This is a genomic window from Parvibacter caecicola (assembly GCF_003725335.1).
Lineage (GTDB): Bacteria > Actinomycetota > Coriobacteriia > Coriobacteriales > Eggerthellaceae > Parvibacter > Parvibacter caecicola.
Genome location: NZ_QIBY01000006.1, coordinates 72281 through 86951, shown reverse-complemented (window position 1 = coordinate 86951; position 14671 = coordinate 72281). Strand labels below are relative to the sequence as shown.

The following is a 14671-nucleotide window of genomic DNA, read 5'->3' as shown; positions in this document are numbered from 1 at the left end:
AAGCCGCCCCGACGGCGAAAAAGGCGCGGAGCGGAGTGCTAGCCTGGCAGCAAAAATGCCCGTACTAACCAGATAATCAGCAGATGCGCGGGATAGTAGCCGTAGAAAAACCACTTCATAGGCCGCCCCCGTTGGCCGTTGTAGCAGCTCAGCACCACAATGGCCAAGGTGAAGCCCACGAAGGCATACCCGATGTTGCCCCACACTTCGGCCAAGTGCCCAGCCTGAGCGATGGTGTTGGCAGTGTGGGGGGAGGCGTCGCCGGCAATGAGGCTATCCAACGAGAAAGGCACCATGTTCTCGGCGGTATGGGCGGCGAAGTCGGCAGCCTGGTTGCCGAGGGAGTTGTCGTCGCTGTCGGTCGAGGCCGTGGCCAAGGGGGTGACAGGGGATTCGCCGCCTGCCGCTTCAGCCGCTGCCGTTGTCGGGCCGCCCGCTGTGCCGTTTTGCGCATCAAGCACAGCCGATGGTTGAGCTGCAGCCATTACCGGTTGGGCCTGAACGCCGCCCTCCAAGGCTCCCGGCAGCTCCAACAGTGCCGGAAGGCCGATGGCCAGGTAGGGCACAAGCATGGCGGCGGCAATTCTCCGCCCCGTGGCAAACCTCAAAGAAGGCCCTGTTCCGCCTCCGGCCGCGCCCGCTTCGTCTTCCGGCCGTACCACGTGGAACAAAAATACCAACAGCACGCCGATGCATCCCCAGTCGAAGGGCAAGGTGAGCAGCGCCGCCGCCATCAGCACCAGCAGGAACAGAGGGTTGCGGCCCATTTTGCCATGGAGCCACAGCGCCCCCAACCCCACCAACAGCGTGAACAGCACATTGGGCACCGCGCCCCATAACAGCGAGTAGGGCACTTGGGCCACGCAGGCGAAGATGGCCAACCGCAGCGCGTACTTCCCCACATTAGAGGTATGGTGATAGCCCTCCACTAGCAAAAACGCCATGATGGGGAAGGTGAGGCCGCCCACCGCGAACAAGGGATACAGCACCGCAGCCGGCAGCTGCCCCGCGAACACGTTGGCCACATGGTTGCAGGTCATGGCAACGATGGCGGTCGCCTTCAGCCCAAACCCGTCAAACCCGCCCGGTGCCGATTGTCGTTCGCCCATGTTCTGCCGCTCCTCGCCGGTTTCCGCCCCGCGCCTTTGCCTTAACCGGAAATCCTAGCGTATTTCTTCTGGCTACGGGCGCGGCCGCGAGCAAAAGGTTTACCGCCGCCGCTTCGCCTGCTACGGGCGCGGCCCGGTGATAACCGCTATACTTTATCGGATGAAAACGCAGCGCTGGCTTCTGAAATATCCCCTCATAACCATGGTGGCTACCTATGTGGTCATTACGTTGCTAGCTGGCCCGCAGTTGGCGGACACGTTGGGGGGCGAAGTGGCCCGGACGGCCCTTGCAGCGGTGGTCACTATCGGTGCCCTGTTGTTGCTGGCGCCGGCGGGGTTGCGCTGGATGGCCACAGCGGAAAGCCTCAAGGACCCGTGGGCGCGCCGAGCCCTTTTGTGGGTGGCGCTGTGCGCTTTGGCGGCTTGCTGCGCCAACGGGTTGTTATGGCTGTTGGGGAATACGGACGCCTGGGGGCTGTCGGCCTCGCCGGCCGCCAGTGCCATTGCAGATGGCATCGCCGCATCTGCCGGCCCTGCAGCGCCAACCCTGTTTGAGGGAACAGGCGCCGGGGCCGCCGTCGCAAATCCGGACACTCTTTCCTTGCCAGTGCGGGCGGCACTGCTGCTGGCCTGCTGTTTTGCCACCGCTGTGTTCGAGGAAGGGTTCTTCCGCGGTATTGCGGTGCCCTGCGCTGCCCGTCGCACGCAGCTGGAGCTGGAAGCCCTGAAAAGCGGCGACATAGGCCCCGTCACTCAGGAGACCTACCGGCAGATGAGCGAAGAGGAGCAACGGGAGATAACCAACGTGTCCTATTCCGCTGCCGTGTTCAGCGCCATTTTGTTCGGCGCGGCGCACCTCATGGGCAGCAACCCTTTCGCCGGAAGCGGTGCCACGGCCATTGCCCTTTTGCTGACGGAGGCCGTGGGCAAGGCAGTGCAAGCGGGCATGTTCGGTTACGTGATGGCGGCACTTATGCTGCGCACCCAATCGGTGTTTGCGCCCATGGTGGTCCATTTTTTGTTCGATGTGCTGTATTTCGCACCTGTTGTGCTGGCAACCGGCATGCTGCCGGCCACCTACGCCACGGGCTCCTTCGCCAACTTGGCCATTCTGGCGCTGACCATTGCGACTCTTGTGCCCGCAGTGCGCGCGGCCTCTAGTTGGTTGAAGGGTGCTGACACACCCCTGGAGTATACTGCCTTCTTATGAACAGAACTGAAGCACTGCACATACTGGGGCTTTCCGAAGGTGCTACCCCTCAAGAAATCAAAGAGGCCTACCGCGAGGCGGTGCAGATCATGCACCCCGATAAGTTTGCGGGCAACAAGAAGCTGCAGGCCCGCGCCACCGAGCAGTTCAAGTACCTGCAGGAAGCCTACGACGTGCTGAAAACGCCGGCGGGCCGCGCAGCCAAAGGCGGCCGCAGCGCGGGCCGCAGCTCCGGCGCCGCCAGCCGTCCCGCCGCCCGCTCTTACACGGTGGAGGAAGACGGCACCCAGGTGGAATATCTCACCGTGGAGGAGATAAAGGCGCGCCTGGCTGGCATCGCCGCCGCCCGCGCCCAGCTGGTGGCCCAAAAGGACGCGCTGGAAGACGAACGGCGCAACGGCATCATCATGACTGTCATCGGCGGCCTGGCCACGCTGCTCACCATCCGCCGTCCCTTCGGTATTTTCGGGGCCATCGCCGCCATCGCCAGCGCCGCCACCGTGTGGGGCGTCATCAAAATATGGTCGTGCCAGCAGAGCATCAGCACCCTGGATAAGCATCTCACCGAACTGAAGCGCGAGCGTCAAGAGTACGAAGCCCTCTTGGACGAATAGTGCTCTAAACTGCTCTACTGCATAAATAATCTAAGGAGAATACCCCCATGAAGCAAGAGAACATTCGCAACGTTGCGATTATCGCCCACGTTGACCACGGCAAAACCACGCTGGTAGACCGCCTGCTGTGGTCGTCCCACGTGTTCCGTGAAAACCAGCAGGTGGCCGAGCGCGTGCTGGACTCCAACGACCAAGAGCGCGAGCGCGGCATCACCATTTTGTCCAAGAACATCTCTATCACCTACAAGGGCGTGAAAATCAACGTCATCGACACCCCCGGCCACGCCGATTTCGGCGGCGAAGTGGAGCGCGTGCTGAACATGGCCGACGGCGCTCTGCTGATTGTGGACGCCTACGAAGGCCCCAAGCCCCAAACCCGTTTCGTGCTGAGCCATGCGCTGGAGTGCCACCTGCGCATCGTGGTGGTGGTGAACAAGATCGACCGCCCCAACGCCGATCCGGAAGGCGCCGTGGATAAAGTGTTCGACCTGATGGTGGAGCTGGGCGCCAGCGACGAGCAGCTAGACTTCCCGGTGGTGTACGCCTCGGCCGTGAACGGCTACGCCCGCATGGAGCCCAACGACGGCAACATGGACATGATCCCGCTGCTGGATGCCATCCTTTCCGAAGTCCCCGCCCCCGACGTGGACATCGACGGCCCGGTGGCGCTGCAGGTGTGCACCGTGGACCACAGCAGCTACGAGGGCCGCATTGGTGTGGGCCGGCTGGTCAGCGGCACCCTGCACGAGAAGGAGCAGGTGCTGGTGGTAAAGCCGGACGGCACCGAGCGCCGGGCGCAGATTCGCAAGGTGTACACCTTTGAGAACCTGGGCAAGGCGGAAGTGACCGCAGCTGACGCCGGCGACATTGTGGCGGTGATTGGCATCGAGGACGCCGACATCGGCGACATCATCACCGACATCGAAAACCCGGTGGCCATGGAGCCCATCGCGGTGGAAGAGCCCACCATGGCGGTGGTGTTCGAGGCCAGCAGCAGCCCGCTGGTGGGCCGCGAAGGCGAAATTGTGGGCGGCCGCCAGCTGAAGGAGCGCCTGATGCGCGAAAAGGAGAGCAACATCTCCATGCGCATCAACGAGCTGGAAGACAAGAGTGGCATCGAAGTGGCCGGCCGCGGCGTGCTGCACCTGTCGGTGCTGATGGAAACCATGCGCCGCGAGGGCTTCGAGTTCCAGGTGGGGCGCCCGCGGGTGGTGTACAAAACCGCCGAGGACGGCAGCAAGCTGGAACCCATCGAGGAAGCCACGGTGGACGTGCCCAACGAGTATGCCGGCAAGGCCATCGAAGTGATGGGCACCGCCGGCGGCATCATGGAAGACATGGTGCAGGACGAAACCATGACCCACGTCACCTTCCGCATTCCTTCCCGCGGCACCATGGGGCTGAAAACCCGCATCCTGAACGCCACTCATGGCGAAGCGGTGCTGTTCCACCACTTCAAGGAATACGGTCCTTACACGGGTGAAATGGCCGGCCGGAAAAACGGCGGCATGATTGCCATGTCCACCGGCAAGGCCGTGGCCTACGCGCTGGACACGCTGCAGGAGCGCGGGCGGCTATTCGTGGGCCCCGGCGATGACTGCTACGAAGGCATGATTGTGGGCGAGTCCGCCAAAGAGGGCGACATGGTGGTGAACGTGGAGAAGACGAAGAACCTGGGCAACCAGCGTTCCAGCTCTGCCGACAAGGCCATCCAGCTTACCCCGCCTATCACCTTCACGCTGGAAGAAGCGTTGGAGTACATCGAGGACGACGAGCTGGTGGAAGTGACGCCGCAATCGGTGCGGCTGCGCAAACGGCTGCTGTCCGCCACCGACCGCAAGAAGGCGGCGAAGAAATAACCTTACATATATATATGTAAGCGTTCAGGGGCCTACGGGCCCCCTTTTTTGAGCCGTGGTAAATTGTGGCGGACACCACAAAACCGCTTGAGATGATCACCATCAACCTCACCGCCGACCTGAAGATGCTGGCTCCCGAAGGGCAAGACCCCGACCTGAACTGTGCCGTTACCTCATGGCGCCTGTTGGTAAATGGTGTGGAGAGCAGCTACGGCGCCCCCTCCATCTTCGACGAAGGCAATCTATATCTGTGGCTGCCCGAGGAAGACGCCAAGAAGCGGGTGACGGTGGACCTCAGCTACCTGGGCCCCAACGGGGAAATCATCCCTGTAGAGCCGCTGTACCGCGAACCGGGTTCCACCGAAAAGCTAAAGCGCTATGTGTACTTTACCTCGGAGCCCGATTTCTTTGCGGATCCTGAGGGCAGGACCTCTACGGTCACCGTGCCTTACGATCAACTGGATTTGGAAGAGCAGCGCAAGGTTATCCCCGACGCCAATGGCAATGCGGTGGTGAGTTCGGTTACCAAACCCTATGATGGCCTGTCTTATTCGGTGCGCGAGCTGACTGCCGATGACCCGCTGAATTCGGGGGGTGTCGATAACAAGGACATTTACGACAATATCAGCTATATCTGCCAAGCTTATGACCCGGAAACCAAGAAGCTAGGCGAGCAGGTCACCTCTGCCAACATGCCGGAGGACGCTGGTCTCTCCCGCTTCATCCTGGAATCCAAGCAGTATTCCGATCCTTCCGTTGATAAGGACTTCGCCGACAGCTACTGGGGGCACCGCGCTTATGGGTGGTGCGAGATTACCCCGGTGGATCCGGCTATCGTCACCCTTGAGTCCAGCTGGTTCGACAAGGACGGCAACCTGGTAGACCCGGACGAGAAGAACACGGTAATGAACACCCTTGAGCTGGTGGCGGACATCACCAGCTCGGAGGGCACTGCCAACACCTGCAAGGCGCCCACCGGTTGGGTGCAGCTGGTGGTGGACGGCAAAAAGGTGGGAGAACCCATCAAGTTGATTTACGACGGCGCCGACGCCAACACGGTGAAGACCACCAGCAAGACGGGCACCCGCGTGGCCCAAATCGCTCCGGCCCGCCAAATATTGCAGGCTGCTTCGGCCGCCTCGCCCGCATTCGTCGCTGCTATGCCGGTGGCTCTGGCCGACGACGAACCCAGCGCCCGGGCGGGCTCTTGGAACAATGGCTATGACGGCACTCGCGAGCACGGCATCTTCACCGTTCGACTGAACGCCACCGATCCCGGCTGCGACTGGCTGCTGCCCAACGCTACCAAGGACAATAAGCACACGGTGTCGCTGGAGTACATTCCCGTCAAGAACTACAACCCCACCGAGGGCCTGGCCGACGACAAGAAGCCGAAGGTGGACATAGAGGCCGAGCCGGTTACTCCGGAAACTAAGACCGAGGTGGAGGGCGACGGCGTGATAGACAACCCGGTGCCGCCGCAACCGGGCGATGACGAGAAACACATCGAGCGCCACAAGTTGTCCTACAACTACAAAGACCCCAAGAAGGATACCGGCGACGTGCCCGATCCCGATTGGAATGTCATCAAGGTAAAGGTGAAAACGCCTTCTTCCGGCGACTTCAAGGTGACCACTTCCAATGGCGCAGTGGCCACGGCCGAAGTGCTGCGGGACGAAGACGGCAACATCATTCGCGATGCCGACGGCAATGTGACACTGGTGATCAAAGTGGACAGCGCCGGCGAAACCACTATCACCATCGACCAGGAACCCAACGGCGTGTATTACGGTTCTACCTTCATCTACGACCTTACCGTGGAACCCGACGTGACCATTCCGCCGGAGACGTCGTTGGTGAAAACTGCGAAGAACCTCACCCATGACGGTGACTACATCCGCCCCGGCGACATCATCGAGTACACCATCACGGCCGCCAACGCCGCGAAGGGCTCGGTGTGGCAGTTCCCCTACGTGCAAGATCAGCTGCCGGAAACGGTGGAGCTGGTGCCTGGCAGCCTGAAGCTGACCAACACCTCCATGGGCATCATGACCGCCAAGGTGTTGGACGAGAGCGAATACACGTTTGAGAACGGCAAAATCACCGTGCCGCTCACCCGCGTGTACGGCGGCCAGAACGCCCAACTCACCTTCCGAGCGAAGGTGAAAGAGGGGCTGATGAACCGTGACACGCCCACCGAGCTGAAGTCGGTGGCCAACGATGCGCAGGCCCAGGGCTATACCGGCATGGAGAACGAGCCACTGCCGGGTGGCGGCTACAAGCCGCCGGAGGATCCGGGCAACCCGTTTGAAGACGAAGACACGTCGGATAATCCCGACACCGACCCGGACGACCCGGACGCCCCCAAGCCTCCGGTAACCGACCCCGATGCCCCTAAGAAAACGCCAGTGGTGGAAACCGAGGAGCCGGGCAAGCCCACGGTGGACATCATCGTTCCCAACAACGTGCAAAAAGGCGACATCACCATGGTGAAGACCGCTGCGAACCTCACACGCAGCAGCGGCTCCACCCAGGTGGGCGACCGCATTCGCTACGACATCACGGTGAAGAACGTGAAGCCCGATTCTGTGTGGTGCGACACGGTGATCAAAGACGAGCTGCCGGTGGGCATCCAGCCGGTGCCGGGCACGTTCCAACTGAAGAACGTGGCGGGTGAGGTGGTGGCCGTGCCCGACACGGTGTACAACGCCAAGGCGCACACAGTGGCGCTGAACTGCGGCAACCTTTACGGCGGCGAGAGCTATGTGCTCACTTTCGAAGCCATGGTTACCGAGGACGCCATTGGCAAGGACATCGGCAACGTGGCCGAGGTGTTTGGCACCCAACCCACTGACAAGCTGCCGAAGCCGGAGGATTTGCCGAAGGACCCCACCACGCCGGACGACCCGGACAGCCCGGATAACCCCGACGACCCGGACAATCCCGGCAATCCGGATAACCCGGGGAACAAGCCCGGCAAGCCCAACGACCCCACCGATTTGGAGAACGGCACCGAAGAGGGCACCCCGTTCTGGCCGGAAGAAGGTTGGGATGAGTACGAGAAAGACCACACGTTGCCCATCGATGCCAACAACCCGGAGGCGGGCAAAGTGACGGCTACCAGCGGCCAGCCGGCGTATCCGCTGCCCAACGACGCCATTGAGAAGTCCATCGCCGACCCCAACGGCGGCAAGGGCAACAGGGGCGATGGCAACGGCAACGGTGTGAACAAGAAGCTGCCGAAAACCGGCGACGAAACCTCAACCCCCGCTGCGGCCGCGGTCTTCGGCATGATGGCTGCCCTGGCGGTGGCGGTGATTGCCCATCGCCGCAGGAACGAAGGGCTGCACGGCCGCTTCTAGCGCCCCGCTTTCCTAACCAAGCCCAAGCTGAAGAACGGTTTGCGCCCGATGCACGATGGCCCCGGAAATCCGGGGCCATCCTCATTTTCGCCTGCTGCCTTGTTGCTGAGCTGGAATCATCTCGTAATTGTGAAGTTAACCCCCCCAGCCTGTGAAGTGAATTTGTCCATATTGTGATTGGCAAGGGAGCGTTTTGCGAATATGCAAGAATACACTGGTCAAAACCACGGTTTTACGCGGGGGATATGTTAAATTTGGCCCAATTTGCCCCCAGGTTTTCCGTGTCGGAGAAAGGTAATTATGGAAAAGTACACGTTCATGAAAGCGTTCTGTGCTTTCGGGGTTGCGGTGGCCTGCATGGGTGTTGCCGCAGGATGCTCGAGTACCGAGAATAATAGCGGCACCAGCGGCAATTCCGGTGCCGTGGCTGCTACGGTGAACGGCACTGAGATTTACGAGGACCAAATCACCAACACGATTCAGTCGAATCGCGAGCAGATGGGGCTCTCCGACGAGAGCGCCTGGGGGCAGTGGCTGGCCCAAAACAAAGCCACTCCTGAGTCTATTCGCTCTGAAATAATCGACGGATTCGTGACGCAAGAGGTGGTGCGCCAGGGCGCCGCGGCTCAGAACATTTCTGTGAGTGGCGAAACGGTGCAGTCATATGTAGAGCAAATGAAATCGAACTATAACGATGACGCTGCGTGGCAGGCGGCTCTGGCTTCCGCCGGCGTGACTGAGGATGAGTATCGCGAAAATATTGAGCTGTCTCTGATCATGCAGCAGCTGAATGAGTCGCTGGCTACCAACGCCGAGCCCACTGAGGACCAAATTCTGGAGTATGCCAAGATGTACGCCACCTACTATGATGGCGCTAAGAAGTCCTCTCACATTCTGTTCGACGCTTCCGATGAGGCGACTGCCCAAGAAGTGTTGGATAAAATCAAGGACGGCAGCCTGGATTTCGCCGAAGCTGCCCAGCAATATTCCATCGACAGCTCCGCTTCTGACGGTGGCAACGTAGGCTGGGACAAGCTTACTCAGTTTGTGACCGAGTACCAAACTGGCCTGGACGGCCTGGACAAGGGCGAAGTGAGCGACCTGATTACCAGCCAGTTCGGCATTCACATCATCAAGTGCACCGACGTGTTCAAGGCGCCGGAAGAGGTGACCAGCTCCGACCAGCTGCCCGCCGAGTTTGTGGAGTCTATCAAGTCGCTGATCGTAAACAACAACAATTCGAAGGCTTATAGCGATTGGGTGGCGGCCCAGAAGGAAGCGGCCGACATTGTGATTAACGAAATGCCGGAGGGGCTGCCCTACGACATTGACATGAGCCAGTACGAGAGCCAGTCCGACCAGAAGGCCATCAACGATGGTGCCACCGAAGGCAGTGCCGAGGGCCTGGCGGGTGAGACCGGCGAGACCGTGGATCAAGAGAATGGTGGCGAGAACGTTACCGCTGAGGGCGACGAGAACGCACCCGCAACCGAGGGCAACGTGGATGTGCCGTCTAACGAACCGGCCCCAGCCACCGAAGGCAACCAGGAAGTTGACACCAGCAATGACCCCGGTACCCCCGAGAACCCCGAGGCTCAGGGCGAAGGTTCTGCCCAGTAATCGGCTTCGCGCAACAGATTGCACACCAAAGGGCGCTTCCGAAAGGATGCGCCCTTTTTGCGCGGCAGGGGGGGGTGACAGGGGGACGTACACCTTTGTCACCTGGTGACAAAGGTGTACGTCCCCCTGTCACCCGTGCCACCTATCTGGTTGGAAAATTCGTAGGGCAGAGATTCTATCTCTGCCTAAACCAACAGCCCGCAGTTGTCCGCCCTATGAAGAGGGACCGGTAATCAGTATTTTCCAAACAGGCTGTAATAGCCGTCTTTCTGGCGCACCTGCAGGGGGGTGTCGAACAGTTGGCTGATGATGGCATCGGTGAGCAGTTGCCGCTTGGGGCCATCGGCCACGATGCGCGCGTCTTTCAGCAGCAGCACCCGTTGGATTTCCGGAATGATGTCTTCGGGGTAGTGGCTCACCAGCAGCACTGCTCGCCCCTGTTGCGCCGCGGTGCGCATGCAGCGGCGCACGTAAAACATGCCTTCCGGGTCTAGGCCGGTGCAGGGTTCATCGAAGATGACGGCCGAAGGTTCGCTCACCAACGCCCGCGCTATCAGCACCCGTCGCGCTTGGCCGGTGGAAAGGGTCATCACATCGCGGCTTGCCAAATCGGCGATGCCCAGTGCTTCCATAGTTTCCAGCGCCCGGCGGCGGTCCTCTTCGGTCACCTCTATGCGCCGCGGCACTCCCAGCATCCCGTACAGGCCGCCAATCACCACGTCCAGCGCCGGTAGGTGCACGGCGATTTGCTTCTGCATCGAAGAGGACACGATGCCCAGCGCCGCGCGCACTTCGGTAAGCAGCGGGCGTTCTTGGCCGCGGAACAGCACTGGCGTCTCGTTGCGGTGAAGTGGCAGCACTTCGCGGGTAATCAGCTGGATGAAGGTGGATTTCCCCGCCCCGTTAGGGCCCAGCAGGCAGATGGATTCCCCTTCTGCAATGCTGAGGGAATCGATTTCCAAAATGGGCCGCCCTTCCCGGCGCACCACGGCATCGCGAATCTGCAGAAACGGGGGCGCGACGGGGGTGCAGGGCATGGGGCGGTTCCTTCGGAAGCGGACGGGCGGACGATAGGGGCATTGTACCCGAACCTTCCGCGCCCGTTGCGGGCGGAGACGAGAATTGCCCCTTGTGAAACCGGTGGGATTTGTTACAATGCTTAGCTACTGTGCGGGGGCGGCTCTGCTAACGCACAGGCCTGAATACGCGGAGAGATGTCCGAGCTGGCCGAAGGAGCACGATTGGAAATCGTGTATGCGCCAAAAGCGTATCTGGGGTTCGAATCCCCATCTCTCCGCCAGAATTATCCGCCCTCATTTGTTGAGGGCTTTTTTGAACAAGGGCGGTTCGCGCCGTCCGAACCCCATGCGGAGGGGTGGCAGAGTGGTTGAATGCGGCGGTCTCGAAAACCGTTTTACGCGTAACCCGCGTAACGAGGGTTCGAATCCCTCCTCCTCCGCCAGTTTAAACCAAAGGAACCCCAGGTAACCCTGGGGTTCCTTGCGTTATGGGAATGAGTCATTAGGGTTGTCCCTTTGTCTCATTCGAGATTCTGTTTCGGCCTAAACGGACAGACCGCGCGGGGTTGCAGCTTCAGGCAGAGATAGAATCTCTGCCCTACGAATTCGACCTGAGATGGTGCCCCGTCATGCGGTTGTTCTGGGGAGATGGGGAATCTCGCGCGCACAAGTCCATCAAACCGCTACCATGGCAGAAAAGCCGTGCGAGCGAGGGGACTTTGGCGTTCGGCGGCGCTGTGGGAATCAGCTTTTTTGGGAAGGGAACGCCTATGACGCATTCGGAGGAATGCCCGCACGGCGCTGGGCAGCCGCAGCTTTATTCGCGATTGGTGGGTTATAGTCCCCGCATCAACCAACAGCTGGCCCGTTACGGAGTGAAGTTTGGGCTGTATAAAAACGGTCAGTTCGAGGAGCGGCTTTTCCCCTTCGACGCCATCCCGCGGGTCATTCCCGCCGATGATTGGGCGGTGCTGGAGCGGGGCCTCATTCAGCGGGTAGATGCCCTGAACGCCTATCTGCGCGATTTGTACACCGATGCTGAAATCATCCGCGATGGCGTAGTGCCGCAGCATTTCGCCTACGCCTCCTCTGGATTTTTGCCCCAAGTGGAGCGCATTGTGCCGCCGAAGGGCATCTTTTCCCACATTTCCGGTATCGATTTGGTGGAAGGGGCCGATGGCGCCTGGTACGTGCTTGAGGACAACCTGCGCATCCCGTCGGGGGCCTCATATCCGCTGGTGGCCCGCACACTGTGTCGCCGGTGCGACGCCCAAACCTTCCAGAGCGCTCCGCTGGTAGACAATCGCGATTATCCCGCCCGGCTGCGGGAAGTGATGGACAATGTGAACTGCGGCGGCATCAACGTGGTATTGACGCCGGGCCGTTACAACGCCGCCTACTTCGAGCATTCCTACCTGGCCGAGCGCATCGGTGCGGTGCTGGCCGAGCCCTCCGAGCTGTTCGTGGAAAACGAGGTGCTGTACTACCGCGACAGCATTCGCAATGCACGAGTGGGGGCGGTGTACCGCCGCTTGTCGGACGAGTATCTGGACCCGCTGTGCTTCCTTCCGGAAAGCCTCATCGGCGTACCCAACATCATGACTGCCTACCGCGCCGGCAACCTGGCCATTATCAATGCGCCGGGCAACGGGGCGGCGGACGATAAGGGTATCTACTACTTCGTGCCCAAAATGGTGGAGTACTACCTGGGGGAGAAGCCCATTTTGGCTAATGCCCCCACTTACCTTCCCTATTACGAGGACGATTTGGCTTACGTGCTGGACAACGCGGAACGGCTGGTGATCAAAGACGTGGCGGAGGCCGGCGGCTATGGAGTGATGTTCGGTAGCGATTTGGCCCCCGAGGAGCTGGCCGGGCTGCTGGCCCAGGTGAAGGAGCAGCCGCGTCGCTTCATTGCCCAGGAAGTGATTGACTTCAAGTGCCTTCCCACTTGGATAAACGGCGAAGAGGTGCCCCGCAAGGCCGATCTTCGCACCTTCGTGCTTTCCGGCGAGCGCACCACGGTGTGGCCCAGCGGCCTTACCCGGTACGCCCGCGAGGAAGGCTCCAGTGTGGTGAATTCATCTCAAGGAGGAGGGTTTAAGGACACATGGGTTCTCTCTCGATAGAGCGGGTGGACCGGCTGCTTTGGCTGGGGCGCTACGTTGAGCGTAGCTACACCACCCTGCATTTTGTGCTGGAAGCCTACGATGCCTCGCTGGACTCGGTGGAGGGCAACTGGAAGGGACAGCTGGAAGAGCTGGGCTTCAACCAAGAGGAAGACAACCCCGATCAGTTCTTTCGCGACTGCTTGTTCAGCCCCAGCCTGTCGGCATCCATTGCCTATTCGCTGAATGCCGCCAGCGACAACGCTGTGGTTCTGCGCGATGTGATTGGCAGCGAATCGGCCGCCTACGTGCAGATGGCGCTGAACGATTCGCAGGCGGCGGCCGCATCGGACACGCCGCTGTTGGATTTGCAGTCGGTCACCGACAGCATTATGGCCTTCAAGGGCAGCTGCGACGACTACATTGCCAACGATGCCGCCCGCAACATCATCAAGTGCGGCTTCTCGGTGGAGCGACTGGATTTGTACGCTCGGCTGGGGTATCGGCTGGGCGATTTGCGCCGCGAGGTGCAAAAGTTGGCCAGCCGCATCGACCGCACCGGTATGGATTACAACCGCGATATCTTAAAGCAATTGGTAGATGCCGTGTTCGCCCCCAGCTTCCCCGATGCGGTTACCTATCAGCAGTTGGGACAGCTGCTAGCGCTTGTAGCGCAGTTGTTCTAAGGGGGCCGCATGCGCATTCTCACCTACGTGTTTGAAACGTCCCTCAGCTTCAGCTGCCCGGTGACTGACCACAGCTTCGTGCTGCGCTGTTTGCCGAAAAGCGCCAACACCCAAACGGTGATGGACGCGCAGATTTTTACATCGCCACGGGCGTCCCTGGCCGAGCAGGAGGATGGTTTCGGCAATCGCATCATTGTGGGTTACCTGCCCCAGGAACACGGCAGTTTCAACTTTTACACCACCGGTCACGTGATGGTGGCCTGCGACTTAGCGGGGGAAACGCCCTGCCACCCCATGTTTGTGCAGCCCACGCGGCTCACCGGCGCTACGGCCGAGATGGCGACATTCGCCCGCGAGGTGGTGGGCGCTGTTGGCGGCTGTGCCCTGGCGCAGGGGACTGGCGAAGGCGGCAACCTGCCGCGGTGCGCTGGCGGAGGAGGCGTCTTGGCGCAGGTGCGGGCGCTATGCGAGGCGGTGCACGCGCGGTTTTCCTACGTGCCAGGCGCCACATCCACGGCTACCACGGCCGCCGAGGCCTTCGGTTGCGAAACCGGGGTGTGCCAAGACTATGCTCACGTGATGATTTCGCTGTGCCGCAGCCTGGGAATTCCGGCCCGCTATGTGACGGGGTTGATGGTGGGCCACGGTGCCACTCACGCATGGGTGGAGGTACACGACGGCCGCCGCTGGTGCGGCTTTGATCCCACCAACAACAATGAGATCGACGACCGCTACATGCTGTTCGCCACCGGCCGCGATTTTGAGGATTGCCCCATCGAGTGCGGTATCTTCCGGGGCGCCGCCGTGCAAACCCAAGAGGTAAGCGCCTCCCTGGGAGACGCCACCTCCCAAAACCAACCGGATCAATACCTCACGTTCTAGGCACGCCAAAAGCGAACGTTCCCCGGTGCGCGCTCGAAAGAGAGCATCCCCGGCATGCGCGGATTGCCCCATGGGCGAAAACTGCCATATCCTCTCGTTTTGTGCGGAATCTGCACCAAATACGAGGATGTGGCAAAAATCAGCCGAAAAAATTGCCGTATCCTCGAAAACGTGGCAGGGGCCGTCAAAAAAACGAGGATAT

At 60.8% G+C, this 14671-nt stretch carries 10 protein-coding genes and 2 tRNA genes; 10 read left to right on the top strand and 2 right to left on the bottom strand.

Features of this window, described 5'->3' with window-relative positions; all coding sequences use genetic code 11:
• Nucleotides 1-38: 38 nt before the first annotated feature.
• A complete protein-coding gene (locus tag DMP11_RS05305; RefSeq protein WP_123185465.1) occupies nucleotides 39-1109 on the bottom strand; it encodes a TraX family protein in 1071 nt (356 codons plus the stop codon).
• 202 nt (nucleotides 1110-1311) lie between these two features.
• On the opposite strand from DMP11_RS05305, the gene DMP11_RS05300 reads away from it, so the two are divergent.
• The 5 genes from DMP11_RS05300 (at nucleotide 1312) to DMP11_RS05280 (ending at nucleotide 9774) form a co-directional block, all read left to right on the top strand.
• Nucleotides 1312-2319, top strand: coding sequence for a CPBP family intramembrane glutamic endopeptidase (locus DMP11_RS05300; protein ID WP_211329073.1), 1008 nt, complete (start codon nucleotides 1312-1314; stop codon nucleotides 2317-2319).
• Nucleotides 2316-2933 carry a J domain-containing protein gene (locus tag DMP11_RS05295; protein WP_123185463.1) on the top strand — a complete coding sequence of 206 codons (618 nt, stop codon included), beginning with the start codon at nucleotides 2316-2318 and terminating at the stop codon, nucleotides 2931-2933. The genes DMP11_RS05300 and DMP11_RS05295 overlap by 4 nt, the downstream gene beginning before the upstream one ends.
• A 47-nt stretch (nucleotides 2934-2980) precedes the next feature.
• Nucleotides 2981-4792, top strand: a complete 1812-nt coding sequence (gene typA, locus DMP11_RS05290; protein ID WP_123185462.1) for a translational GTPase TypA — start codon at nucleotides 2981-2983, stop codon at nucleotides 4790-4792.
• Between the two features lie 65 nt (nucleotides 4793-4857).
• Nucleotides 4858-8154: an isopeptide-forming domain-containing fimbrial protein gene (locus DMP11_RS05285; protein WP_148041090.1), complete on the top strand. Its 3297-nt coding sequence runs from the start codon at nucleotides 4858-4860 to the stop codon at nucleotides 8152-8154.
• A gap of 300 nt (nucleotides 8155-8454) precedes the next feature.
• Nucleotides 8455-9774, top strand: a complete 1320-nt coding sequence (locus tag DMP11_RS05280) for a SurA N-terminal domain-containing protein (RefSeq protein ID WP_123185460.1) — start codon at nucleotides 8455-8457, stop codon at nucleotides 9772-9774.
• Nucleotides 9775-10007: 233 nt separating this feature from the next.
• On the opposite strand, the gene DMP11_RS05275 is transcribed toward DMP11_RS05280, so the two are convergent.
• Nucleotides 10008-10811 carry an ABC transporter ATP-binding protein gene (locus DMP11_RS05275; protein WP_123185459.1) on the bottom strand — a complete coding sequence of 268 codons (804 nt, stop codon included), beginning with the start codon at nucleotides 10809-10811 and terminating at the stop codon, nucleotides 10008-10010.
• 171 nt (nucleotides 10812-10982) lie between these two features.
• Between DMP11_RS05275 and DMP11_RS05270 the strand changes: the two genes are divergently transcribed.
• From DMP11_RS05270 to DMP11_RS05250, 5 genes are all read left to right on the top strand, one after another.
• Nucleotides 10983-11074 (top strand) — tRNA-Ser (locus tag DMP11_RS05270).
• Nucleotides 11075-11143: 69 nt separating this feature from the next.
• Nucleotides 11144-11236 (top strand) — tRNA-Ser (locus DMP11_RS05265).
• A 327-nt stretch (nucleotides 11237-11563) separates the two neighbouring features.
• The gene (locus DMP11_RS05260) at nucleotides 11564-12922 is read left to right on the top strand and encodes a circularly permuted type 2 ATP-grasp protein (protein WP_123185458.1); all 1359 of its coding nucleotides are present in this window, start codon (nucleotides 11564-11566) and stop codon (nucleotides 12920-12922) included.
• Nucleotides 12904-13587, top strand: coding sequence for an alpha-E domain-containing protein (locus DMP11_RS05255; protein ID WP_123185457.1), 684 nt, complete (start codon nucleotides 12904-12906; stop codon nucleotides 13585-13587). Before DMP11_RS05260 ends, DMP11_RS05255 begins: the two co-directional genes overlap by 19 nt.
• Before the next feature lie 9 nt (nucleotides 13588-13596).
• Complete coding sequence (locus tag DMP11_RS05250; protein ID WP_123185456.1) at nucleotides 13597-14469, top strand: transglutaminase family protein; 873 nt, start codon at nucleotides 13597-13599, stop codon at nucleotides 14467-14469.
• Nucleotides 14470-14671: the final 202 nt, after the last annotated feature.